This window comes from Arthrobacter sp. NPDC080073, assembly GCF_040686575.1.
GTDB lineage: Bacteria > Actinomycetota > Actinomycetes > Actinomycetales > Micrococcaceae > Arthrobacter.
In genome coordinates, this window is sequence record NZ_JBFBKR010000031.1 from 1 (window position 1) to 22781 (window position 22781).

The following is a 22781-nucleotide window of genomic DNA, read 5'->3' on the forward strand; positions in this document are numbered from 1 at the left end:
AATCCGGCGTGCCATGGTTCACACCCCCGCCCCACGTCGACCCCCGCCAAACACCCAGACGCAACCACCACTTCAGACCCACCCGGACATAAACCGGCCAGACAAGAAACCCACCCGGACATCAACCCGGCCAGACAAGAAACGCGCCTGTTTAGGCGGGCGTCCCGCCGTCGACGTCTGCCATCGCCTGTTCGCGGACGGCCGCCATCCTTTGGATGACGGTGACGCCCGTAGCGGCGGCGAGCAAGACAAGGGTCACCAGCAAGACGACGGGGGGCAAGCCGAGTCCGGTCAGGCCGGTGACGAGGAGCACGGAAATGAGTCGCTCCGCACGTTCGGCGATGCCCACATTGGCGTAGAAGCCCAGCGATTCAGCTTTGGCGCGGGCGTACGAAACCACCATCCCGAGCACCAGGCAGGCAAGGGACGCGCTGGCGATCGTGCCGTTCCCGCCGCCCGTGAAGAACCAGATTGCGACGCCGGTAAAAATGGCGCCGTCTGCCAACCGGTCCAACGTGGAGTCGAGGAAGTTTCCCCACGGGCCGCTGCGTCCCTGTTCCCTCGCCATAATGCCGTCTACGACGTCGGACAGGGCGAAAACGGCGATCAGCAAAGAACCCCACCAGAGCTGGCCCAGGGGGTAGAGAATCAGGGCGCCGAGAATGACCCCTGCGGTCCCGACGACGGTAACCGCGTCGGGCGAGACGCCCACCTTGAGCAGGAACCGGGCAAGGGGCGAGAACAACCCGGTGAAAAACCCGCGGGCATGCCGATTAAGCATCCGTCTCCCCGGACAGATCCGACCCGGACAGATCCGACCCGGACAGATCCGACCCGGACAGATCCGACTCTTCAGGCCAGGCGTCGGCCACTTGCTGGCGGACTTCGCCGAGCGTCTGCGTCACGGCCTTCGTCTGGGCGATGATGGGGAAGAAGTTTCCATCCCCACCCCAGCGCGGAACCACGTGCTGATGCAGGTGGGCGGCGATTCCCGCCCCGCCCGCCACACCTTGGTTCATGCCCAGGTTGAAGCCGCTAGGGTTGGCCACCTTGCGCAGCACCCGCATTGCGGTCTGCGTGAGTTCCGCCATTTCCGCTGTTTCCTGCACCGTGATGTCCGTGTAGTCCGGAACATGGCGGTATGGGCACACCAGTAAATGACCGGGGTTGTAAGGAAACAAATTGAGCACCACGTAGCACGTCTTGCCGCGGCGCACGATGAGGGATTCCTCGTCCGTGCGGCTCGGAGCCACGCAGAAAGGGCAGTCGTCCTGGTTCTTGAACTGGTTCTGCCCGCCCTTGATGTAGGCCAGGCGGTGCGGAGTCCACAGGCGCTGGAAGGCATCGGGAACACCTGCCAGGCCGAAGTCGTCGGTCACTTCGGCATCGCCCGGATAATCAGCTGTCACGCCCGTGTTCTCCTGCACTGTTCCCTGCCCCCCCGCGGTGTCCGACTCGTCAGCTCTCGCGGTTCTTGACGGCGTCCACAATCCTTCGGACGGCCTCGGCAACGGGTACACCGTTGTCTTGGCTGCCGTCACGGAAGCGGAACGACACCGCACCGGCCTCAGCGTCCTCTCCGCCGGCGATAAGGACGAAGGGAATCTTGTCCTTGCTCGCAGTGCGGATCTTCTTCGGGAAACGGTCCGAGGAAATGTCTACCTCGGCACGGATGCCCGCGGCTTTGAGCTGGCCGACGACGTCGAACATGTAGTCGTTGAACGCCTCCGCCACCGGAATGCCAACCACCTGCACGGGCGAAAGCCAGGCGGGGAAAGCCCCCGCGTAGTGTTCGGTGAGTACGCCCATGAAGCGCTCTACCGAGCCGAACAACGCACGGTGGATCATCACCGGACGCTGGCGGGTGCCGTCGGCGGCCTGGAACTCCAACTCGAAACGCTCAGGCAGGTTGAAGTCCAGTTGGATGGTGGACATCTGCCAGGTGCGGCCCAGGGCGTCCTTGGCCTGCACGGAGATCTTAGGACCGTAGAACGCTGCTCCACCCGGATCCGGAACCAGTTCCAGGCCCGAGGCCTCGGCCACTTCGGCCAAGGTACGGGTGGCTTCCTCCCAGGCGGCGTCTTCCCCAACGAACTTGTCTTCGTTCTTGGTGGACAGCTCAAGATAGAAATCGTCCAGTCCGTAGTCCTTGAGCAGGCCGAGGACAAAGTTCAGGGTTGTGGTGAGTTCGTCCTTCATCTGCTCGCGGGTGCAGTAGATGTGGGCGTCGTCCTGTGTCATGCCGCGCACGCGGGTCAGCCCATGGACCACACCGGACTTCTCGTAGCGGTACACAGAGCCGAATTCGAAGAGCCGTAGGGGCAGTTCCCGGTAGGAGCGCCCGCGTGAACGGAAGATCAGGTTGTGCATGGGGCAGTTCATCGGCTTCAGGTAATAGTCCTGGCCGGGCTTGCGCACGGTGCCGTCGTCGTTCAATTCCGCGTCGATGTGCATCGCCGGGAACATGCCTTCCTTGTACCAGTCAAGGTGGCCTGAGACTTCGTAGAGATGTCCCTTGGTGATGTGCGGGGTGTAGACGAACTCGTATCCGGCGTCGACGTGGCGCTGGCGCGAATAGTCCTCCATCGCTTTGCGGATGATCCCGCCCTTGGGGTGGAACACCGGCAGGCCGGAGCCCAGCTCATCCGGAAAGGAAAACAGGTCCAGCTCCGCGCCGAGCTTGCGGTGATCGCGGCGCTCGGCCTCGGCGATGCGCTCTTGGTAAGCCTTCAGCGCGTCTTTGGTGGGCCAGGCGGTGCCGTAGATGCGCTGCAGCTGCTGGTTGTTCTGGTTACCCAGCCAGTATGCCGCCGAGGAACGGGTCAGGGCGAAGGCGTTGGAGATCAGTTTGGTGTTGGGCAGGTGCGGGCCGCGGCAAAGATCGCACCAGACGCTTTCGCCGCTCTTGCGGTCCACGTTGTCGTAAATGGTGATGTCCCCGGCGCCCACCTCGACGTTGACGCCCTCGCCGGCGTCGGCGGCGTCGTTCTTCTTGCCCAACAGCTCGAGCTTGTATGGCTCGCCCTTCATGGCTTCGCGGGCTTCGCCTTCGGTGACGACGCGGCGCACGAACTTCTGGTTCTGGTTGATGATCTTCTGCATCATCTTCTCGAGCTGGCGCAGGTCTTCGGGAGTGAAGGGCTCGGCAACGTCGAAGTCGAAGTAGAAGCCGTCTGTGATGTAGGGGCCGATTCCGAGTTTGGCGTCCGGACGAAGCTGCTGCACGGCCTGGGCCATGACGTGTGCGGTGGAGTGGCGCAGGACGTTCAGGCCGTCCGGCGAGTCGATGGTGATGCCGTCAACCTGGGCACCCTCGGGCAGCACCTGGTCAAGGTCCTTGAGTTCGCCGTCGACACTGGCCACTACGACATCGCGGCGCTCGAAGAAGAGTTCCGCGCCGGTGGTCCCTTCCGTCACCTTGGTCTCTTCGCCATCGACGATGAGGGTGATCTGCTGGGCATCTGACACGGGTGTCTCCTATTCATTGATAAGGCTTCATAGCTTGTGGCGTACGGGGACCACAGCCAGCCATCGTCCATCGTATCCGCTCCGGCTGGGGCAGCCAAAGCAGGCGCGGGCGTGCCGTTTTTCGCCGAGGAGACGCGGCGCAGGACGGCTATTTTGGCATGGGTTATTGCGGCCCGTGCAACCCGTCATAGGGAGGACTGTGGGTCTGGGCTGTGGTGCGGTCCGCGAAACTAACGCTGGGCTACATTCGGCCTGCGGCGCTTCTCACTTCGTGTTTCCGCCATGCCGGTTGGTGGAGCAGATGCAAGCGGTGGGCCTGCCGCTCAAGGGACGGGGTCCACCGGCCATGGCTTCTGTCCTTGACCAGGGCGGTTCCGGCGATCTCCCGGAGCGTGGATATCCCGCGGACAGCCGACTGTTTGGTGGCAAAAGTTGTGGACATCGCCAGAATGTCGCCGTCGCCGTCGCGTAGTGCAATCCTGTACCCATCGTCGGGTCCGTCGATCAGCTCAAAGTATCCAGCCATTGTGTAGCCTCCTTTGAAACCTGCGGTTGTAAAGGACACCAACCAGTCTACCGAGCCAAGCCCCCGGCTTGAAGCCTGGCGAGGAGGGCACTGCCGTCCGGACTGCCCAGGCCCGTGCAGGGATCCCAGCCGGTCGCGGCATGGTAGCTTCCGTTGGAGCCGGTGGTGATGTCGTGGAAGCCCGACGCCGGCTGGGTGCCGTTTTGGTAGAGCAGCGGCTGGATCAGCCCGAAGCGCCTGTTGGTGGCCTGGGCGAGGCGGGCGACCAGGGCCGCCCAGAGCGGTGCGACCGCACTGGTTCCGCCGATCACCATGTCTTTCCCGTCGACGCGCACCCGGTAACCGGTCTGCGGGTCGGCAACGCCGCTGACATCCGGGACGCCCCTTCCGGCCGTCTTGGGCGCAGGCTTGTGTTTGGCGTGCCCCGGGATGCCGGACTGCCAGGAGGGAGCCGGAAAGACGTCGCTGTATCCCCCGCCGGTAGCCGAGTTGGGGCCGTCGTTCCAGACAGTCTCCGCGTTGATGACTCCCGTCGCGGTGTCTGCTTGAAGGCGGGTTCCGCCACAGGCCAACACATGCGGGCTCGACGCCGGGAAATCGGCGTGATCCTTGTTGTCCGTTGCGCCGTCCGCACTGCCGTTGTCCCCGGCTGCGGCTGTCACCGTCACCCCGAGGGCCGCAGCATCGGCCATGGCCTGGTCGAAGGCCGTCCGGGCTTGGGCGGTCCAGGCGTCTTCGCTCTGGCCCCAACTGATGCTGATCGCGGCCGGCGCCGGATTCGCATGGGAGGCTGCGACAATCGCATCCAGGAACCCGGCATCGGTGTTGGGTGCGAAATAGACCACGATGTTGGCCTTCGGCGCCAAGGCGCCGACTACTTCGATGTCGAGCAGGACTTCCCCATCGGCGCCCGCCGGATCCTGCCCCGGCTGGTTCGCCCCGCCGTCGACTCCCACCGCGGTGACGTTAGGCGTCGCGATACCCAGGCCTTGGAAGTAGGTGTCAAGGTCTTGCTGTCCGAAGCCGCCGCCCAGCTCCAGGATGGCAACGGTTTGGCCCGTTCCGTCCGTCCCCTCAGGGAAGTTGTAGATCTTTCCCAGCTGGGGCGGGGTGTAGCTGGTACTGGCCGCGGCCAAGGGAATGGCGCGGAATTGGGCCCGGGCTTGCGGCCGGTCGTCGAGGCCGAGGACGGCGACCACGACGCCGTCGAGGGCTGCAGGAACTTGGAGGCCCCCGGTGCGATGCCTGTGGGTGACAGCAGTGCCATCCGGGCTGCGGCTCGTCAGCTCGTCAAGGGACGTCCCGAAGATGCTGCCCATCCGCTCCACGGTTCCAGCCAACCGAATCCTGCGGCTGGCGCCATCCGACTCCAGAACGTCGAGACCGAGGTCGGCGAAAGTGCGTACAGCCAGATCCAGGTCTGCGGACGATGCGCCGTACCGGGAGGCCAGTTCGTCCCGCGTGAGGGCTGCGGAGGGAATTTCGGCCATTTCTTCCCGGCGCCTTAGGATGACTGTCGCCTCGATCCGACGGGAAGGATCGACGGGACCGAGAACGTCCCGGACGCCCGGAGCGGGAGCCCGGTCCGATCCCGGAAGCGGAACGCTTTGCGTTTCCCCGGGCTGCGGATTTTCCGGAGTGTCCTGCATCGACATTGGTGCCTCCTAGGCTCGCTGTGGGAGAGCTTCGTCCCCTGCGATTATGCACCAGCAGCCACTTTGGCACCATGGCGCGGAACAGGAACGGCCACGGGGGGCCGCCTCGAGCGATGACGGCTCGAAGGTCTTGGGCACGGAGGCCGCCCGCGGTAGCGTGGGGCCTTGGCGGGCCATGCCACAGCAACGGCCGGCGCAGCGGCGAGTCAAAGGAGCGAACCATCAATAGGTCACACCGAACATCAGCCCATGAACCCGACACTGCAGTTGAGTTGAACCCGGTGTTCAGCCGACCGGGAGAATCCACTATTTTCCCGCGGTTCACCCTTCCGGACGGTGAGTCCCTTCCTTCGACTGCCTATCAGGTTGTCCACGACGAAGCCATGTTGGACGGGAACTCCCGCCTGAACCTGGCCACGTTCGTTGGGACGTGGATGGAACCGGAAGCGTCGAAACTGTACGCCGAAACGTTCGACAAGAACATGATCGACAAGGACGAATACCCCCAGACGGCCTTGATCGAGACCCGCTGCTGGCGCATGCTCGCCGACCTCTGGAATGCGCCCGATCCCGCCAAATCCATTGGGACCTCCACGATCGGATCCTCCGAGGCGTGCATGCTGGGCGGCCTGGCCTTGAAACGTCGCTGGCAGCATGCCCGCCGCGCGTCCGGCCTTTCCACCGACAAACCCAACCTGGTCCTCAGCTCGGCCGTGCAGGTGTGCTGGGAGAAGTTCTGCAACTACTGGGATGTGGAGGCCCGCTACGTTCCGGTGTCGAAGGAACACCCAATGCTCGACGGCTACGAACTGGACAAGTACGTGGATGAGAACACCATTGGCGTTGTGGCCATCATGGGTGTGACGTACACGGGGGTCTATGAACCTGTGGAAAAAATCTCGGCGGCGCTGGACGAGATCCAGGAAAAGCACGGCTTTGATGTCCCGATCCACGTCGACGGCGCCTCCGGAGCCATGGTGGCGCCCTTCCTGCAACGGGAGACAGTCTGGGACTTCCGTCTGCCGCGGGTTGCTTCGATCAACACATCCGGCCACAAGTACGGCTTGGTCTATCCGGGCTTGGGCTGGATCATTTGGCGGGACGAGCAAGCGCTCCCCGAGGACTTGATCTTCCATGTCAGCTACCTGGGCGGGAACATGCCGAGCTTCGCCCTGAACTTCTCACGCCCTGGCGCCCAGGTACTCCTGCAGTATTACCTGTTCCTCCGGCTCGGATACGAGGGATACAAATCCGTTCAGGCCAGCTCCCGCGACGTAGCGCTCTATCTCTCAAGTGAAATAGGGGCGATGGAGCCGTTTACTTTGTGGAGCGATGGATCGGACATCCCGGTCTTTGCCTGGCAGCTCACGGACGGCTACACGGAGAACTGGAACCTTCATCACTTGTCCGAACGGCTGCGGATGAACGGATGGCTCGTCCCTGCCTACCCCATGCCGGAGGGATTGAGCGAGATCACAGTCCAACGAATCGTTGTCCGCAACGGTTTCACGCGAGACCTCGCATCCAGTTTCCTGGCCGACCTCAAGAAGGAAGTGGCCTACCTGGACGGCCTCACCTCACCGATGCCCTCAGGCGGGCAAACCCAGGCGTTCCATCACTAGCCAGCACCTTCAACGCCGGCCGCTTCAAGGAAGGGTGTGTGCCATGTGCCGATTGTTCGGCTTGCATGCCGGTTCGCAGGCAGTCCGAGCCACATTCTGGCTTTTGGACGCACCGGACAGCCTAGCCGACCAGAGCCGGCGCGAGCCCGACGGCGCCGGCATAGGCACGTTTGACAGTGACGGTAAGGCCCACGTGGCCAAACAGCCACTCGCCGCATGGGAGGACCACGCCTTTGCGCGTGAAGCGCGGGTCCTGAAGAGCACGACGTTCCTGGCCCATGTGCGGTATGCCAGTACGGGCGCCCACACCATGGTCAACACGCACCCGTTCGAGCAGGACGGGAGGTTGTTCGCACACAACGGCGCGTTTGGCGATCTTGAACGGCTTGACCGGCGGCTGGCTGAGTTCGGCGTGGCGGATCTGGTCAAGGGCCAGACCGACAGTGAGCGCCTCTTTGCATTGATCACCGCGGAGAGCAGACGCGCGGATGGCGATGTCGGCGAAGGTATCACCCAAGCGATCAGCTGGATTGCCAAGGAGCTTCCGGTGTTCAGCCTGAACCTCATCCTGACGACGGCCTCCGGGCTTTGGGCAGTCAGATACCCGGACACGCACGAGCTGCACATTCTGCAACGTTTGCCTGTCCGTTCCAGCGAGGGAGCTCCCCTCGACGCACGGAGCTCCCGCATCCGCGCCCACAGCAAGGATCTGGCCCGTTCCGGACACGTCCTCATCGCCACCGAACCGATGGATGGGCACCCGGAGTGGAGGGCGCTGCCCGCCGGCGCACTGGTCCACGTCAATGCGGATCTGGCTGTGACTATCAGCCAGCCCTTCCCGGCGGCTCCGACGCATCCGCTCACCCTGTCCGACCTCTCCCCCTCCGCGGCCGCGTCCCAGAAACCGTGATCTTCGACCACAATGCAACGCCGGCGTCTTAGCCGGAAGGCCGCGTGTTCATCGCCTCTGTGGAGCCCGCCACACATAAGATCGATCCATGACCGCTGAAGTCGAATCCGAAACCGCCTTCGTCCCGGCCGTCCAACTCGACGGGCAAATGAGCATCAACGACGTCCTACTTGAGTTGGGGCGGGAACCCGTGGTGTACCCGTCCGCGAACGCCGACGCCGGGGACTTCCACATTTTCTAGCAGCAGGCGTTGATAGAGGTACTGGCAGGGACTCCCTCAGGGCCTTGAAAGGTCACTATCGTTGACCGCATGGACAACCGGAACGACGCCCGCGATTTCCTTGCCTCCCGGCGTGCGAAGATCACCCCCGAGCAGGCGGGGCTGCCGACGTCGGGTGGCAACCGGCGGGTACCCGGGCTCCGTCGCGGAGAAGTCGCAACCCTGGCCGGGGTAAGCGTTGAGTACTACACCCGGCTGGAACGGGGAAACCTTGCGGGGGTGTCGGAAAGCGTCCTGGAAGCATTGGCCAGGGCGTTGCACCTCGACGAAGCTGAGCGTGCACACCTGTTCGATCTGGCCCGCGCCGCCGGAACAAGCAAGCGGCAGCGTCGATCTGCGCCGCAACATCTTCGACCGAGTGTCCAATTTGCCCTCGACGCCATCACTGACGCTCCGGCATTTGTCCGCAACGCACGCATGGACATCCTCGCCGGCAACAGGCTCGGCCACGCATTGCACTCCGAGATGTACGTCAACCCGGTCCGGCCGGCCAACTACGCGCGCTTCATTTTCCTGGATGAAGGACGGGCCCGGCGGTTTTTCCCGGACTGGGAACTCGCTGCCAACAACATGGTGGCCATCCTGCGCACCGAGGCCGGCCGCGACCCCTTCGACCGAGGGCTGAGCGACCTCGTAGGAGAGCTTTCGACCCGCAGCGAGGAATTCCGCACCCGCTGGGCCGCGCACAACGTACGCCGCCACTACAGCGGTTTCAAGCATTTCCATCACCCCGTGGTGGGCGAACTCCGGCTGCTGTTCGAAGCGATGGAATTGTCGGCGGACACGGGCCTCTCCCTGTTCATCTACCCTGCGGAACCTGGTTCCCCCTCGGCAGACGCCCTGCGCCTTCTCGCGAGTTGGGCCGCCACACAGGAACTGGCAGAGCAACCCCAAGCCGCACCTACTGCAGGTGGAGTGTGACGGCAGCCTAGGGCCTCGGGGACCGGGGGCCCTCCTCGTCGTCTTGATCGCCGTCCCTGTCCCGACGGCCCTCCGCTCCAGTCTGGTCCGGACGGTTGCCCGCATCGGGGTCCAACTCTTCTGCTCGGCGCAACCTGTCCTGGGAGACTTCGTTGGCCCGTTCGGCAGCCCTCTGCTTGTCCATGGCCTCCTTGTGCAACCGTTCTGCTTCGCTCTCGGCCCGGGCGGCGTCGGCCGCCGCCCGCGCGGCTTCAGCGTTGCGCTCATGAGCTCCGAGGGCGTCGGCCCGGGCCTTCTCGCGAAGGTCCGCAGCGCGCTTGCGGTTAGCGGCGTTCTTTGCACGGCGCCCGAAAACGACGACGGCGACGATCACCGCAATGATCACAATCGCCACCACGATCCAAATCCATAGTTGCGCGTCCATTGCAGCTCCCCTCGAAATTCGGCTGTGCTTCCGGCGCGCCGGATCTATCGTTCGGCCGACCCCGCCGTTGGCCAGCTGGGATCGGCGTCCCCTGACCGTGCGCGGATGCTGGTCACTTGAGTCAACAACTTTGAGTGCAGCATGGCACGAGTGGCGTGTACTTGTTTTCGCGAGGGCCGCGCCCCCGGATTGCCGATGCTGTCTTACTCAACGGCTGTCTTACTCAACGGCCGGCGATGGTTGCGGAAAGCCAAAGGTCAAGGAGGGTTCGTCGGGCGTGGCGAGGGTCAATACGGCTTCCTCGACCGTCTCCTCGTCCTCAAGTTCGCGTTCGACGCGACGCAGGGCGACGGCTACTTCATGTTCCCGAAGGTCACCCTTGATGTCTACCGCCGCCACGAGGTACAGCTTTCGCGGACCGACAAACTCCAGGTGCAGATACGTCAGGCGTTCGATGTCCCGGTGTTCCATGACCTTGGTCGCCATCGACTTTTCAAGTTCGGGCGTAACGCCCTGACCGACGAGGAAGCGACGATTGCGATCAATCAGCACCACCGCGATGACACCGAGGAGGATGCCGACAAAGATGGATCCGAGCGCATCCGGAAGCGGCGATCCAGTGAGCTGGTGCAGGAAGATCCCCAGGAAAGCAATCATCAAGCCGATCAGGGCGGCACTGTCCTCGGCGAAGACCGCACGCATAGTGGGATCCGAGCTCTTGAGCACCTGCTCCAAAGTGCGGCGTTCAAGCTCCCTCGCGGACTTGCGAGCCTGCCGGAACGCCTGGACGAACGAACCACCTTCGAGGAGAAAAGATATTGCCAAGACAATATAGGCGACCGCAAAATCGCTGGCGGGCTCCGGTGCGAAAAGCTGTTGGACGCCGTGCATCACAGACACGACGGCACCCGCGGTGAACAAGCCAAACGCCGCAAACATCGACCACACGTACGCTTCCCTGCCGTAGCCCATCGGATGGGCCACATCCCGCCTCTTCGAGGATCTCCTCTCAGCCACCAGCAGGAAGACCTGGTTTCCGGTATCGGCCCAGGAGTGTGCAGACTCGGCGATCATCGAAGCGGAGCCGGTAAGTATGGCGGCGACAGTTTTTGCCGCGGCAACCAGAATATTTGCCGCAAAAGCCAAGATCACGGTCATAAAGGATGAAGGTGGCATCCCGACCTTCTTGGTTTCAACCATGGAACCTACCGTACCCAACAACCGTCGGGGCCACGCCTAGTGCGTGGCGAGGAAGGAACTGAGGGTGCGGGCGTTACGGACTGCGTTTCCGCCGCCGTCGTTGTTGAAATAGACGAAAACCTCCTTGCCCGCCGTCTGCCATTCCGCAATTCGGTCCGCCCACCAGCGCAGGTCCTGCTCGGAGTATGAACCGCCGTAGAGGTGGTGGTGATCCGGCCCATGCATCCTGACATAGACAAACGGCGCGGTGGCCCGGAGGACGCAAGGCAGATCCGCACCGCTCATGACGCAGTAGGCGGTTTGGTGCTTTTCAAGCAGCTCGTAGACGGCCTCTTCATGCCAGCTGTGATGTCGGAATTCGACGGCGACCTTCATCCACCCCGGGAGGAGGCCCAGGAAATAGGCCAGCCGGTCGTCGTCGCGCTCCATTCCCGGCGGCAGCTGGACCAGGAGCACTCCGCGCCTGTCCCCGAGTTCATGCCACGCCGAAGTGATCCTGCCGATCCAGGCTTCAGGGGAATAAAGGCGCTTTGCGTGCGTGAGCCCACGCGGCGCCTTAACCGAAAAAACGAAGCCTTCCGGTAGCCGGCGTCGCCAGCTGGCGAACGATGCATCGCGCGGCCACCGATAGAAACTCGCGTTGAGTTCGACGGTGCTGAACTGCTGCACGTAGTAAGCGAGCCGGTTGCGGGAGGGAGCGCCGGCGGGATAGAGCACGTGCTCCCAGTGGTCGTAACTCCACCCCGACGTCCCTATGTGGGTTCCCATTCGCCCAGCCTATGGTCAACGTCGCCTAATAAGTAAGCTGATGACATCCGGAATTGATGAGAGGTGGGTCGAAGGCCATGCGATTCGGATCGATTTCCGGGCTGATCGTGGTGATCTGGCTCGTCATAGGAGCGGTAGCCGCGGGACAGCGAGGCTACTTCAGCGCAGTTCCCGCGCAGTGCTCCCAGTTCGCAACGATTAGCCTGAATATTGTTGCCGGTCCCCTGAACTACATGGGACTGAACCCGGTGGCCGGCTGCGAACTGCCGCGGCCGTCGTGAGCGGACCGGAAGATCCTCTACTCCCCCCGCCGCCTGCCGACACCAGGCATGAGTCAGAGGACCAGCGGATGGACCGCAATTGGAATGAACTGCTCCAAGAGATGCGTGTCCTTCAAACGGGCGTCCAAATCATCGGCGGCTTCCTGCTGACCCTTCCGTTCCAGCAGCGATTCGGCACCCTGACCGAGCTGCAAAAAGGGTGGTTTCTCCTGCTGGTTGTCCTGGCGACCATGACCACCGGCCTCATGCTGGTTCCGGTCAGCCTGCACCGTCGGCTCTTCCAGCATCACGTCAAGTATCGGCTGGTGGCTGCAGGGGACATGATCGTCAAGGGCGTCGTGGCTTGTGTATCCCTGCTGATCGCAGGATGCGCCGGACTGATCTTCAGTGTTGCCGTGGGACCGGAGGCTGGCCTCGCTGCCGGCGGCAGTATGCTTGTCGCCCTCGCGGCGCTCGTGCTGGTGTATCCGCTGCTTTCCTGGTCTCCCCGGCGTACTAAAGCAGAGCCGGAACGTTAAGTCGCAGCCCAAAAAACGAGCTAGTGGAGGCCGTTTCGATCAACATAGTAAGTTTACTGATCGATTTCCCGGAATCCATGGACAAGGGGCCGTCCGGCCTACTAGTTTCGATGTGGAAGCACGCTCAAGCGATCGTCGAGAGAAGGCCATCGTCCTTCTCTTCGGGCCAAGGGTCCAGGGTCCCTGAGGCCCTCCTCGCGGTCGGCGACCGAAGACGTCTTGAGTAGCCGGTTCTTGATTCCCACCAACAGGTTCAACCAACACGGAAGGACAGTATGGACATGGACGAGCAGCATACAGCCGAGGAAGAGGAAGCCGGAGGCTACGGAACTCCGACGCCCGAACAAGAGATGCAAGGACGCGGGGGCCAGCAATCGGATCAGCCCAGGGACGACTCCTCGACACCAGCAGACGACGACGGTTCAGCCGTGGTCCCATCGGCAGATGCCGAACTGGACGAGTCGAACTCCGAGGGAAGCAAGCCGGGGAGCTCGTTCTCGTCCGAACCAAAGGGCGATGCTACAGGGCTCCCTAGGGATGAGTCCCCGAAAGACGACGACGGCGAAACCTTCGACGCCGGCTAGATCGCCTCAACGACCACCAACCTCCGCAAGAACGAGCGCAACCAAGGAGCATGAAGATGGCTACGGTTAACCGAACAATCGAGGTAGAAGTTCCCGTTTCAGTGGCTTACAACCAATGGACCCAGTTCGAGTCCTTCCCGGAATTCATGAAGGGCGTGGAAGCGGTCGAACAAATCGACGAGACCGCCCTGCATTTTTCCACCAACGTCGGCGGAGTCAAGCGCGAGTTCAACGCCCAAATCCTTGAGCAGGTCCCGGATTCACTAGTCAGCTGGGCCAGCATTGACGGACCAAGGAACGCGGGAACGGTAAGGTTCGAGCCTCTTGGCGCAGACCGTACGCGCGTGAGTGTGGAGATCGAATGGGAGCCGGAGAGCTTTGCCGAAAAGGCCGGCTCGCTGGTGGGCATCGACGATATGCGGGTTTCAGCCGACCTCGACAAATTCAAGAAATTCATCGAAGAGCGCGGCTACGAGACGGGCGGTTGGCGCGGCTCCGTGGCCGCCGGAGACGTCGACGACTCCGGGGCAGCAGTCTCCCCCGCCGCTGCCGCTTCGGATCTGCCCGCCGTCGATCCCGACTTGACGGCCCCGGCGGCTACCGAAGCGCCCGACGGCGGTGACGCGACCCGCGTCGGCCAGTACACCGAGGGCGACTACGGCACGGAGCACGTCTCGGATCTCCCCGCCGAGCGGGTCGAAGGCGACTACACCACGGAAGAAATAGAAACACGTCCCCGTCCGTCGGATCGCTGAGCCCCGTGGGGCCAGCCACGAACATGCCGGCCCCACGGCGGTCCGCCCCGGATTCATTGACGATTCGAGGAGTAAACCATGAGCGAGTTCCCTCCCGACCCGACCCGGGACCCTGACCCCACCCGGGAGCCCGGTCCCAGCCCGACGCCGGAGCCGGTGCCGTTGCCGGAACCAGGGCCGACGCCTGTGCCGACCCCGGGCCCTGAGCCCGAACCCGGGCCGGGCCCAGGAAGCCCCGAACCGGTTCCGCTGCCCGAGCCGGGACCTACCCCCGTCCCGGAGCCGGGCCCGGACCTTCCCTCCCCGCCATCGCGGCCCTTCGAAGAGCCGCCCCTCACCCTCTTGTGACCTGGCAGTTCGCATAGATTGACTGGAGCGATGGAGGTTCAAACATGGCTGTGAAACTCAACAAGAAGGCCTTCGATCATGCGAAGAGCCTGATCCAGGAAAACAAGGTGGTCCTCGATACCCGGGACGACTGGAGCGAACACGCGCCGTCGACGCAGGATGAGAACAAATTCCTGGATAAGAACGGGAGCGCCGAATATTCGAAATGGTTTCTCGGCATAGACGATGAGCACTCCGAGGGGCAGAAGGGACGCTACAAATTCCCCTTTGGAGACTTCAAGAAAATTCATCGATGCGCCGTGATTTCAGGCGAGAGCAGGGCTAGCCAACACGACCATGACGATATTCGCCAAGCCCTCGGGAAATTGCTCGAGCGGCTGGACGAGCACTAAGCAGAGAGGGGCCGGGCATGTCAGAGACCAGGACAACACCCGCGGCCCGATTGGAAACCGAAGAAGCGGATTCCATCCGGGCCCTTGCGACGCAATTGCGTGTGGATTCCATCAGGTGCAGTACCAACGCCGGCTCGGGTCATCCCACGTCGTCGTTGTCGGCCGCGGATCTCATGGCGGTCCTCCTCATGCGGCACCTTCGCTACGACTGGGAGCGGCCGTTGTTGCCGAACAACGACCACCTCATTTTCTCCAAGGGACATGCTTCGCCGCTTCTGTACTCCATGTACCGGGCCGTGGGCGTCGTCGAGGAAGATGAGCTGCTGAACACCTATCGCCAGTTCGGCGCCCGGCTGCAGGGCCACCCCACCCCGGTTCTGCCGTGGGTCGATGTGGCTACCGGTTCGCTGGGACAGGGGCTGCCGGTCGCCGTCGGGGTAAGCCTCGCAGCGCGTTACCTGGACAAACTGCCCTTCCATACCTGGGTGTTGTGCGGAGACAGCGAACTGGCTGAAGGGTCCATCTGGGAGGCCATCGACAAGGCGGCCTACTACAAGCTCGGCAACCTCACCGCCATCGTAGACGTCAACCGGCTTGGCCAGGACGGCCCTACTGAACTCCAGTGGGATATGGACGCCTACACCAGGCGGGTCGAGGCCTTCGGGGCACGGGCAATCGTCATCGACGGTCATGACCTTGGCCAGATCGACGACGCCCTGGGCCGGGCCCGGAGCGAAGCCGAGCAGCCGACGGTCATTCTGGCAAAGACGATCAAGGGCAAAGGGGTACCTGAGATCGAAGACCGGAACGGCTGGCACGGCAAGGCGCTCCCGGCGGACATGGCCGGTAAAGCCATAGCCGGCCTCGGGGGGCCAAGCAGCGTCCAAGCGACCACCCGTCTTCCGGAGCCGGGCACACCGGCCATCACGCCGGGCGCGAAAGCCGAGGTCACGCTGCCGCAGTGGAAAGCCGGCGACAAGGTGGCGACCAGGGCAGCCTTCGGTGCCGCGGTCTCCGCGCTTGCGGTCCGCCCCGAAGTGGTGGTCCTGGATGGCGAGGTGGGTAATTCGACCCACGCCGGGGACTTCAAGGAAGTGGCCCCTGAGCGGTATTTCGAAATTTTCATTGCCGAACAGCAACTCGTCGCAGCCGCCATCGGCCTCTCGGTCCGCGGCTACGTGGCCTTCGCTTCAAGTTTCGCGGCTTTCCTGGTTTCGCGGCCATTCGACTTTATCCGCATGGCCGGAGTCTCGGAAGTCGACATCCGGCTCGTCGGCACGCATGCCGGTGTTGAAATCGGGCAGGATGGCCCATCGCAAATGGCATTGGAGGACATCGCCGCCATGCGGGCCGTGCACAGTTCCACCGTGCTTTATCCGGCTGACGCTCCGTCCACAGCGCAGCTCGTGAGCGCCATGGCAGACACGCCCGGAATCTCCTACCTTCGCGCCACCCGTGGAGCCTATCCCGTGATTTACGGGCCGGACGAACAGTTCCCCCTTGGCGGAAGCAAGGTCCACGGAGCCAGCGCCGATGACCAAGTGGCGCTTATCGGAGCGGGCGTCACACTCCACGAATGCCTCGCGGCCGCCGAGGAACTGGCCCAGTCGGGAATCAAAGCCCGCGTCATCGACCTATACTCCATCAAGCCGATCGACGTGGACACCCTGCGCCGGACCTGCCTTGAAACTGATGGCCGGATTGTTGTCGCGGAAGACCACTACGCACAAGGCGGCATAGGCTCGGCCGTCCTGGAAGCCCTCGCGAGCGCCAACACTCCGAAACTCCATCTGGCGCTGCTTGCCGTAAGGGAACTGCCGGGGTCCGGCGAACCCAAGGACTTGCTCAATGCCGCCGGCATTTCCGCCCGCCACATTGCCGCCGCCGCCCGCGACCTCGTCTTGGAGTGAGGCCGCAACACCGCGACCGCCGGCAGACTGGACGGATCTAGACCCTCGCAGTGCGCGGCATTGCGACCGAGCCCCGCCGGATCAGTCTGGCGGAAAATTCTGCTGCGTTGGCCGCGGGCTTCCGGCCCTCGATTTGCCGGATCAGCGCACCGGCAGCGGCCACACCCATCTCGTACACGGGTTGGGCAATGACGGTCAGCGGGGGGCTGGTCAAGCGTGTCCAGGAAAAGTCGTCATACATCAGGAACGAAACGTCGTCCGGAATTGAGAGGCCCAGCTCCTGGATTGCCTCGACGACGCTGAGTGCTATGAGGCCGTCGGACGCCACAATGGCAGTGGCCGGCTCGGGCGCGAGGAGAAGCCCGCGAGTGATGGTCCGGATGGAATCCGCGTCGCCGGCGTTGAGCCTCACCTGATCGTCGGAAAAGCTCAGACCGCTTTCCGCGAAGGCGCGCTGCATGCCCTCCAAACGCTCGGAGATCTGCGAGGAGTCCAACACCATTCCGGTCCGGTACGGGGTTTCCGCTTTGAGGGTGGAGATGAACGCAATCCGGCGGTGGCCGGCCTGGAGGAGATACCGGGTGGACTCGAAGGAAATCCCGGCCATGCTCACTGCGATGGTCTCCACATCCAGCCCCTCGGCCTTCCGGTCCAGGAGGACCAAGGGCCGTCCGGATTTGTGAACGTGCTGTAAATGTTCTGTTTCAACAGACGACGCGGGGGCGACGATCAGTCCGTCCACCCGCTTGTCGAGCAAGACGCGGACTGCCTCGATTTCTGCACTGACTTCCTCGTCGGTGTTGATCAGGATGACGTTGTAGCCGCTCTTTTTGGCAGTGTCCGTGATGCCCCTCGTCGCCAGTCCGAAGTGGGGGTTTTCGATGTCGCCCACGACGACCCCGATCGTGTTGGATTTCCCCGTGTTCATGCTGCGCGCCAGTTCATTTGGCCGATAGGACAGCTCCTCGGCCGCCGCAAGAACGCGCCCCCGCACATCTTCGCTCACCGCTCCGTAATTTCCCAGGGCCCGCGCGGCCTGGGCTTTGGACACCTGGGCCGCCTTCGCGACGTCGGCCACGGTAATCTCGCGCCGCCTCGAACTGTTGCTGCTCATGGATGCCTTTCGAAGGGCCTTGACGGCCTGTGTGGTTTGGGTTACATTTTTCGCAACCCCTTGTGAGTCCGGTCTCAATCCTAGCCGCTGAGACCGGACTCAACAAGAGGATCCCGAAAGGCTTCAAGGCCGCTTACCGCTTCTCATGATTGGAAAATTTGCTGTGACTAAACGACTGAACTTCCGCCCAGGGGTGATCGTCGCGGCTGCTGTCGCAGCCCTCCTGGCACTAAGCGGGTGTGGCGGTCGACCCCTGCCTCGTCGTCGACCGCTGGAAACCCTTATGGCCTCATCGAACCCGGCACCATCCGCGTCGCCAGCCTGGGAGATGCCAAGCCCTACACGTTCACGGACGCCACCGGAAACTTCACCGGTTTCGACGTCGAACTGTTCAAGGATGTCGCGCACCGCGCCGGAGTGGACAAGGTCGTCTTCACCGGACAGGACTTCTCGGCGATCCTGCCGGCCGTCGCCAACGGCCAGTTCGACGTCGGGGTCGCGGCCATCGGCATCACGGACAAGCGCAAGCAGACCGTGGACTTCTCCAACGGCTACCTCGCCGGCTACCTGACCGTCCTGACCACCAAGACCTCAGGGATCAAGGATGTCAATGGCCTGGCTGGAAAGCGGCTCGGCGTGGTCCAGGGCACCCTGCAGGAAGCGTACGCGGTGAAGAATTTCCCCACCGCAAACCTGGTGCGCTTCCCGGACAACAACTCCGCGATCTCGGCCGTGAACAGCGGTTCGGCTGACGCGCACTTCCTTGACTACGAGGCCGCCAAGTCCTACGAACAGCAGTTCGGCCTGGTCAGCGCCGCCGATATTCCCTCCTTTGACGCACCGGCCGGCTTCGCGCTGGCCAAGGGTAAGACCGCCCTCAAGGACGCCCTGAACAAGGGACTGGCCGCGGCGATGGAAGACGGTACCTGGAAGAAGCTCTACCAGAAGTGGTTCCCCGGCTCCCCGATGCCGGAGCAGTACCTGCCCAAGGCTGAGCAGACCGCCAGCCCTTCGCCCAGCAAGTAGCCCAACCGTCTAGCGGGCGGGCGGAGCATTCGTGGTCCGCCCGCCCCAACAGCCACCTAAGTCTGAGAGCAAACCATGGACTGGTTAAGCACCATCACACGTACATTCTTCGATTTCGGCGCGATGGCCGAGGTCTTGCCTCAACTGATCGGCGTTGGCCTGCTGAACACGCTGATCATTTCGATCTCCGCCACGATCATTGGCGTCGCACTGGGCATGGTAGTTGCCGTCATGGGGATTTCATCCTCCGCCTGGCTGCGGGTCCCTGCCCGCATCTACACCGATCTGTTCAGGGGCCTGCCGGCCATCCTCACCATCCTGCTGATCGGCCAAGGCTTCGCCCGGCTAAGCCAGTCGATCTTCGGCCCCTCCCCCTACCCGCTCGGCATTATCGCGCTGAGCCTTATCGCCAGCGCCTACATCGGTGAGATCTTCCGCGCCGGCATCCAAAGCGTCGACAAAGGCCAGGGCGAGGCGTGCCGTGCCCTTGGCATGAGCTACGCCAAGTCGATGCGGCTCGTGGTAGTGCCGCAAGGCATCCGCCGCGTGTTGCCGGCTCTGGTGAACCAGTTCATCGCCATCGTCAAGGACTCCTCGCTGGTGTACTTCCTCGGCCTGCTGGTCAGCGAGCGCGAGCTCTTCCGGGTGGGCCAGGATGCCGCCGTGCTCTCCGGAAACCTGTCACCGCTGGTCATGGCAGGCGTCTTCTACCTCGTCATCACCGTCCCGCTGACCCACCTCGTGAATTACTTCGACAGCCGCTTCCGCACGGGCCGCCGTCGTCCGAGCGCCCCGAGCAGCGGCCTGAAGGAAGTCACAGAACTCGACGCGGCATCGCCGCTGATCACCGGGAGCAACACATGAGCGCCAGCACGAGCACCAACAACAACACCGCCGCCGGTGTCCAGACATTCCACGGTTCCAGCCTGGAGCTAAGAAACCTGACCATGGCGTACGGCGACATCGAGGTGCTGCGCAACGTCAGCCTCAACGTCGCGCCCGGCACCACCACCTGCATCATCGGCCCCTCCGGATCCGGCAAGTCGACGCTGCTCCGCGGCGTCAACAGGCTTCACGAACCCAAGAGCGGCGACGTCCTCCTTGCCGGTGAAAGCGCGCTCACCGTCAAACCGGACATCCTGCGCAGCCGCATCGGCATGGTGTTCCAGCACTTCAACCTCTTCCCTGACCACACCGCCCTCGACAACGTGGCCCTGGCGCTCTGGAGCGTGAAGGGAATGTCCAAGGCCGCAGCCAGGGAACGTGCCCGCCGCAGCCTCGCCGAAGTGGGGCTCGCCGAACGCGCGGACCACCGCCCCCGCGATCTCTCCGGTGGCCAGCAACAGCGCGTCGCCATCGCCCGGGCCCTGGCCATGGAACCTGAGGTCATGCTCTTCGACGAAGCCACGAGCGCACTGGATCCCGAGCTCGTCAAAGGCGTGTTGAACCTCATGGCCGGCCTGGGACGGCGCGGCATGACCATGCTGGTTGTCACCCACGAAATGGGCTTCGCCCGGAAAGTCGCCGACCAAGTGGTCTTCATGGATGAAGGTGAAGTCGTGGAGTCAGGCACCCCTGCCGAACTCTTCGACAACCCCCGCAGCGAACGGCTCCAACGATTCCTCTCGGAAGTGTTGTAATGCCGCACCCTGCCCCCGCACCTATCCGCACGGCCGTCGTCGGATTCGGCGTTTCCGGAAAGGTCTTCCATGCGCCCCTGATCGCCGCGGACCCGGGCTATTCCCTCGACGTCATCGTCACGGCTGATCCGCAGCGTGCGGCGGAAGCGGCAAGACTTTACCCCGGCACGCGGATTGTCCCCACCCCGGAAGCGCTTTTCGCACTGGCCCCGGACCTGGACCTCGTGGTCCTCGGCACTCCCCCGCTTACCCACTTCGATCTCGCCGCGACCGCGATCGCCCACGGTCTCGACGTGGTGGTGGACAAGCCCTTCGCAACAACGTCGGCTCACGGTGAAGAGCTCATCGACCGAGCGTCCAACGCCGGTGTGCGGCTGACGGTGTTCCAGAACCGCCGGTGGGACGCCGATTTCCTGACCCTACGGAAGGTCTTGCGGGAAGGTGGCCTGGGTGAGGTCCGAAGCTTCGAATCCCGATTCGAGTGGTGGCGCCCCGAAGGCTTCGGCAATTGGCGGGACAGCGCGTCGCTGGCCGAAGGCGGCGGCATCCTCCATGACCTCGGTGCCCACTTGATCGACCAGGCCGTGCAGCTTTTCGGGCCGGTCGAAGATTGCTACGGGGAGACCGCAAACCACGGACAACACCCGGCCAGCGCCGATACCGAGGCTTTCGTATCCCTGCTCCACACCTCGGGAGTGCGGACCAGGCTGTGGATGAACGGCATGGCTGCCCAGGTAGGACCACGGTTCCACGTCCTCGGTTCGAAGGCCGGCTACACCAAGTGGGGACTGGACAGCCAGGAGGCGTCGCTCGCAGCCGGCCTGTCGCCGTCGGACCCCGCCTATGGCGTTGACCCCGTAAGTTCATGGGGCGTCCTGGGGACCGACGGAGACCGTGAGCCCGTGCCTGCCCAAACCGGCGCCTACCCCCGGTTCTATGCCGAACTCGCGGCTGCCATCCGGGGGCATGGACCGTTGCCCGTGGATCCCGCGGAATCACTTGAAACCCTCAAGATCATCGAAAGAATCCACGCCTTCGCGTAGGCAGATCTTTCCAGCTATGCCATCGTCCGCACCGCGCGGCCAACAACCAAACCCAAAGAAAGGGAGAGCCATGTCCTCCACGCCCCCTACCAAGCACGTCGTCGTCATCGGCGGCGGCATCCTCGGAGTCTCCACTGCGGTCCACCTGCTCCGCGAAGGCGCGTCCGTTGTCCTGCTGACCGAAAAGGGCCTCGCGAGCGAAGCCAGCGGCCGCTCGCTGTCCTGGCTCAACTCCGCGGGAGAACGGTCCACCCCGTACCACCAGCTGCGCCTCGCCGGGGTCGACCGTTACCGTACCCTCTTCGCTGCGGATCCCGGCCGTGTATGGCTGCAATTCGGCGGTGGCCTCATGTGGAACGCCGCCGGACAGCGAGCCCTCACGGAAGCACGCCACGCTTACGAGAAGTCGGTCGGGTACGACTCCAAGCTGCTGACGCCTGAAGAGATTGGATTCGCCACACCCGGCATCAATGCAAACGCAGTGCCGGAAATTGCCATTTTCAACCCCGGCGAAGGCTGGGTCAGCCTGCCGGACCTGATCGACTTCCTCATGGAAGAATTCCACGCCCGCGGTGGCCAGCTTGTCCTCAACTCCGGCAAGGCTTCCGTCGCGGTCGACGGCGGCCGTGCCACCGGCGTCGAGACCGCCGCCGGCGAAACCTACCAAGCCGACGCCGTGCTGGTGGCCTGCGGGGCCGCCACCCCTGCCGTCGTCGCACCGCTCGGCGTCGACATCCCGAACGGCTCCCCGGTCTCCATGCTCGTGCTCACCAAGCCTGTAGACCACGAGGTCCGGGCTGTCATGAACACCCCCCGTGCGGCCATCCGGCCCAACCCGGGAAACACTTTTGCCCTCGACCACGACTGGTACGAAGAGCACATCACCGAGCACGAGGACGGTTCCTTCAGCATCCCTGATGGCATAGTCCAGGAACTCGCTGACGAAGCGTCCAGACTCATCGCCGGCAACCCCGAGCTCAAACCGGCGTCCTGGAAGATCGGCTACAAGCCCATTCCGGGCGACGGTGAACCGGTGCTCGGTGAACTCGGACAGGTGCCGGGCTGCTATGTCGCCTTCACGCACTCCGGAGCCACGCTTGGCCTCATCGTCGGCGAATTGCTGGCGGGTGAAATCCTCACAGGGAGCAAGCACCCCATGCTCTCCACCTTCCGCCCGGGCAGGTTCTCCTAGCCGACGCAGGATGGCTGGCGCCCATGGAAAGGCCCAGCCATCCGCAAATGCGTTCGCGTCACAAACCGCCGTTTCGAAGCCATATTCAATCGTTCTGATCCTTAAGCGATGAACAATCCGGGCGCCCTTATTAGTATCTAGAGTGGACGGGGGCGAATTCCGGGCTCAGCTGGGGCTAGCCGGGATGAAATATCAGGAGCTGGC

General features: G+C 63.5%; 24 protein-coding genes and 1 pseudogene. 16 read left to right on the forward strand and 9 right to left on the reverse strand.

Annotated features, from left to right (window positions below; translation table 11 throughout):
• Positions 1 to 151 precede the first annotated feature (151 nt).
• From pgsA to AB0O52_RS21890, 5 genes are all read right to left on the reverse strand, one after another.
• Positions 152 to 781 (reverse strand): phosphatidylinositol phosphate synthase, encoded by a 630-nt coding sequence (gene pgsA / locus AB0O52_RS21870; protein ID WP_364542309.1) that lies wholly within the window; start codon positions 779 to 781, stop codon positions 152 to 154.
• Positions 774 to 1427: an HIT domain-containing protein gene (locus tag AB0O52_RS21875; protein ID WP_364542312.1), complete on the reverse strand. Its 654-nt coding sequence runs from the start codon at positions 1425 to 1427 to the stop codon at positions 774 to 776. Before AB0O52_RS21875 ends, pgsA begins: the two co-directional genes overlap by 8 nt.
• 31 nt (positions 1428 to 1458) lie before the next feature.
• Positions 1459 to 3468: a threonine--tRNA ligase gene (gene thrS, locus AB0O52_RS21880; protein ID WP_364542315.1), complete on the reverse strand. Its 2010-nt coding sequence runs from the start codon at positions 3466 to 3468 to the stop codon at positions 1459 to 1461.
• Between the two features lie 241 nt (positions 3469 to 3709).
• Positions 3710 to 3994: a YegP family protein gene (locus AB0O52_RS21885; protein ID WP_364542318.1), complete on the reverse strand. Its 285-nt coding sequence runs from the start codon at positions 3992 to 3994 to the stop codon at positions 3710 to 3712.
• A 47-nt stretch (positions 3995 to 4041) separates the two neighbouring features.
• Positions 4042 to 5649, reverse strand: coding sequence for a S53 family peptidase (locus tag AB0O52_RS21890; RefSeq protein ID WP_364542321.1), 1608 nt, complete (start codon positions 5647 to 5649; stop codon positions 4042 to 4044).
• Between the two features lie 221 nt (positions 5650 to 5870).
• On the opposite strand from AB0O52_RS21890, the gene AB0O52_RS21895 reads away from it, so the two are divergent.
• From AB0O52_RS21895 to AB0O52_RS21910, 4 genes are all read left to right on the forward strand, one after another.
• Positions 5871 to 7271 (forward strand): glutamate decarboxylase, encoded by a 1401-nt coding sequence (locus tag AB0O52_RS21895; protein ID WP_364542423.1) that lies wholly within the window; start codon positions 5871 to 5873, stop codon positions 7269 to 7271.
• A 43-nt stretch (positions 7272 to 7314) separates the two neighbouring features.
• Positions 7315 to 8181: a class II glutamine amidotransferase gene (locus AB0O52_RS21900; protein WP_364542324.1), complete on the forward strand. Its 867-nt coding sequence runs from the start codon at positions 7315 to 7317 to the stop codon at positions 8179 to 8181.
• An 88-nt stretch (positions 8182 to 8269) separates the two neighbouring features.
• Positions 8270 to 8422 (forward strand): hypothetical protein, encoded by a 153-nt coding sequence (locus AB0O52_RS21905; RefSeq protein ID WP_172465612.1) that lies wholly within the window; start codon positions 8270 to 8272, stop codon positions 8420 to 8422.
• A 69-nt stretch (positions 8423 to 8491) separates the two neighbouring features.
• Positions 8492 to 9382 (forward strand): helix-turn-helix transcriptional regulator, encoded by an 891-nt coding sequence (locus AB0O52_RS21910; protein ID WP_364542327.1) that lies wholly within the window; start codon positions 8492 to 8494, stop codon positions 9380 to 9382.
• Positions 9383 to 9389: 7 nt separating this feature from the next.
• Here AB0O52_RS21910 and AB0O52_RS21915 read toward each other — a convergent pair whose 3' ends face one another.
• From AB0O52_RS21915 to AB0O52_RS21925, 3 genes are all read right to left on the reverse strand, one after another.
• Positions 9390 to 9806, reverse strand: a complete 417-nt coding sequence (locus tag AB0O52_RS21915; protein WP_364542330.1) for a hypothetical protein — start codon at positions 9804 to 9806, stop codon at positions 9390 to 9392.
• A gap of 219 nt (positions 9807 to 10025) precedes the next feature.
• Positions 10026 to 11006 (reverse strand): cation diffusion facilitator family transporter, encoded by a 981-nt coding sequence (locus tag AB0O52_RS21920; protein ID WP_364542333.1) that lies wholly within the window; start codon positions 11004 to 11006, stop codon positions 10026 to 10028.
• A 36-nt stretch (positions 11007 to 11042) separates the two neighbouring features.
• Positions 11043 to 11774: a DUF72 domain-containing protein gene (locus AB0O52_RS21925; protein ID WP_364542336.1), complete on the reverse strand. Its 732-nt coding sequence runs from the start codon at positions 11772 to 11774 to the stop codon at positions 11043 to 11045.
• A 77-nt stretch (positions 11775 to 11851) separates the two neighbouring features.
• On the opposite strand from AB0O52_RS21925, the gene AB0O52_RS21930 reads away from it, so the two are divergent.
• The 7 genes from AB0O52_RS21930 (at position 11852) to AB0O52_RS21960 (ending at position 16562) form a co-directional block, all read left to right on the forward strand.
• Positions 11852 to 12055, forward strand: coding sequence for a hypothetical protein (locus tag AB0O52_RS21930; protein WP_364542339.1), 204 nt, complete (start codon positions 11852 to 11854; stop codon positions 12053 to 12055).
• On the forward strand, positions 12052 to 12573 hold the full coding sequence (locus AB0O52_RS21935; protein WP_364542342.1) for a DUF6328 family protein: 522 nt from the start codon (positions 12052 to 12054) through the stop codon (positions 12571 to 12573). Before AB0O52_RS21930 ends, AB0O52_RS21935 begins: the two co-directional genes overlap by 4 nt.
• 281 nt (positions 12574 to 12854) lie before the next feature.
• Positions 12855 to 13157, forward strand: a complete 303-nt coding sequence (locus AB0O52_RS21940) for a hypothetical protein (RefSeq protein WP_364542345.1) — start codon at positions 12855 to 12857, stop codon at positions 13155 to 13157.
• Between the two features lie 56 nt (positions 13158 to 13213).
• Positions 13214 to 13912: an SRPBCC family protein gene (locus tag AB0O52_RS21945; RefSeq protein ID WP_364542348.1), complete on the forward strand. Its 699-nt coding sequence runs from the start codon at positions 13214 to 13216 to the stop codon at positions 13910 to 13912.
• Positions 13913 to 13990: 78 nt separating this feature from the next.
• Complete coding sequence (locus AB0O52_RS21950) at positions 13991 to 14260, forward strand: hypothetical protein (RefSeq protein WP_364542350.1); 270 nt, start codon at positions 13991 to 13993, stop codon at positions 14258 to 14260.
• Between the two features lie 44 nt (positions 14261 to 14304).
• A complete protein-coding gene (locus tag AB0O52_RS21955) occupies positions 14305 to 14652 on the forward strand; it encodes a hypothetical protein (RefSeq protein ID WP_364542353.1) in 348 nt (115 codons plus the stop codon).
• Positions 14653 to 14669: 17 nt separating this feature from the next.
• Positions 14670 to 16562 carry a transketolase gene (locus AB0O52_RS21960; protein WP_364542356.1) on the forward strand — a complete coding sequence of 631 codons (1893 nt, stop codon included), beginning with the start codon at positions 14670 to 14672 and terminating at the stop codon, positions 16560 to 16562.
• Positions 16563 to 16599: 37 nt separating this feature from the next.
• Here the strand turns inward: AB0O52_RS21960 and AB0O52_RS21965 are convergent, their stop codons facing one another.
• A complete protein-coding gene (locus AB0O52_RS21965; RefSeq protein ID WP_364542359.1) occupies positions 16600 to 17676 on the reverse strand; it encodes a LacI family DNA-binding transcriptional regulator in 1077 nt (358 codons plus the stop codon).
• A 145-nt stretch (positions 17677 to 17821) separates the two neighbouring features.
• On the opposite strand from AB0O52_RS21965, the pseudogene AB0O52_RS21970 reads away from it, so the two are divergent.
• The 5 genes and pseudogenes from AB0O52_RS21970 (at position 17822) to AB0O52_RS21990 (ending at position 22577) form a co-directional block, all read left to right on the forward strand.
• Positions 17822 to 18702 (forward strand): annotated as a pseudogene (locus tag AB0O52_RS21970) (ABC transporter substrate-binding protein).
• 75 nt (positions 18703 to 18777) lie between these two features.
• A complete protein-coding gene (locus tag AB0O52_RS21975) occupies positions 18778 to 19566 on the forward strand; it encodes an amino acid ABC transporter permease (RefSeq protein ID WP_284982212.1) in 789 nt (262 codons plus the stop codon).
• Complete coding sequence (locus AB0O52_RS21980; protein ID WP_364542362.1) at positions 19563 to 20342, forward strand: amino acid ABC transporter ATP-binding protein; 780 nt, start codon at positions 19563 to 19565, stop codon at positions 20340 to 20342. Before AB0O52_RS21975 ends, AB0O52_RS21980 begins: the two co-directional genes overlap by 4 nt.
• On the forward strand, positions 20342 to 21385 hold the full coding sequence (locus AB0O52_RS21985; protein ID WP_364542364.1) for a Gfo/Idh/MocA family oxidoreductase: 1044 nt from the start codon (positions 20342 to 20344) through the stop codon (positions 21383 to 21385). Before AB0O52_RS21980 ends, AB0O52_RS21985 begins: the two co-directional genes overlap by 1 nt.
• A 70-nt stretch (positions 21386 to 21455) precedes the next feature.
• Positions 21456 to 22577: an FAD-binding oxidoreductase gene (locus AB0O52_RS21990; protein ID WP_364542366.1), complete on the forward strand. Its 1122-nt coding sequence runs from the start codon at positions 21456 to 21458 to the stop codon at positions 22575 to 22577.
• Positions 22578 to 22781 lie beyond the last annotated feature (204 nt).

Coding starts and splice junctions, on each gene's coding strand:
- AB0O52_RS21890 (WP_364542321.1), bottom strand. CDS start 5,649: ATGTCGATGCAGGACACTCCGGAAAATCCGCAGCCCGGGGAAACGCAA.
- AB0O52_RS21915 (WP_364542330.1), bottom strand. CDS start 9,806: ATGGACGCGCAACTATGGATTTGGATCGTGGTGGCGATTGTGATCATT.
- AB0O52_RS21960 (WP_364542356.1), top strand. CDS start 14,670: ATGTCAGAGACCAGGACAACACCCGCGGCCCGATTGGAAACCGAAGAA.
- AB0O52_RS21975 (WP_284982212.1), top strand. CDS start 18,778: ATGGACTGGTTAAGCACCATCACACGTACATTCTTCGATTTCGGCGCG.
- AB0O52_RS21900 (WP_364542324.1), top strand. CDS start 7,315: ATGTGCCGATTGTTCGGCTTGCATGCCGGTTCGCAGGCAGTCCGAGCC.
- AB0O52_RS21965 (WP_364542359.1), bottom strand. CDS start 17,676: ATGAGCAGCAACAGTTCGAGGCGGCGCGAGATTACCGTGGCCGACGTC.
- AB0O52_RS21980 (WP_364542362.1), top strand. CDS start 19,563: ATGAGCGCCAGCACGAGCACCAACAACAACACCGCCGCCGGTGTCCAG.
- AB0O52_RS21945 (WP_364542348.1), top strand. CDS start 13,214: ATGGCTACGGTTAACCGAACAATCGAGGTAGAAGTTCCCGTTTCAGTG.
- pgsA (WP_364542309.1), bottom strand. CDS start 781: ATGCTTAATCGGCATGCCCGCGGGTTTTTCACCGGGTTGTTCTCGCCC.
- AB0O52_RS21990 (WP_364542366.1), top strand. CDS start 21,456: ATGTCCTCCACGCCCCCTACCAAGCACGTCGTCGTCATCGGCGGCGGC.
- AB0O52_RS21930 (WP_364542339.1), top strand. CDS start 11,852: ATGCGATTCGGATCGATTTCCGGGCTGATCGTGGTGATCTGGCTCGTC.
- AB0O52_RS21925 (WP_364542336.1), bottom strand. CDS start 11,774: ATGGGAACCCACATAGGGACGTCGGGGTGGAGTTACGACCACTGGGAG.
- AB0O52_RS21950 (WP_364542350.1), top strand. CDS start 13,991: ATGAGCGAGTTCCCTCCCGACCCGACCCGGGACCCTGACCCCACCCGG.
- AB0O52_RS21920 (WP_364542333.1), bottom strand. CDS start 11,006: ATGGTTGAAACCAAGAAGGTCGGGATGCCACCTTCATCCTTTATGACC.
- AB0O52_RS21910 (WP_364542327.1), top strand. CDS start 8,492: ATGGACAACCGGAACGACGCCCGCGATTTCCTTGCCTCCCGGCGTGCG.
- AB0O52_RS21905 (WP_172465612.1), top strand. CDS start 8,270: ATGACCGCTGAAGTCGAATCCGAAACCGCCTTCGTCCCGGCCGTCCAA.
- AB0O52_RS21940 (WP_364542345.1), top strand. CDS start 12,855: ATGGACGAGCAGCATACAGCCGAGGAAGAGGAAGCCGGAGGCTACGGA.
- AB0O52_RS21985 (WP_364542364.1), top strand. CDS start 20,342: ATGCCGCACCCTGCCCCCGCACCTATCCGCACGGCCGTCGTCGGATTC.
- AB0O52_RS21885 (WP_364542318.1), bottom strand. CDS start 3,994: ATGGCTGGATACTTTGAGCTGATCGACGGACCCGACGATGGGTACAGG.
- AB0O52_RS21955 (WP_364542353.1), top strand. CDS start 14,305: ATGGCTGTGAAACTCAACAAGAAGGCCTTCGATCATGCGAAGAGCCTG.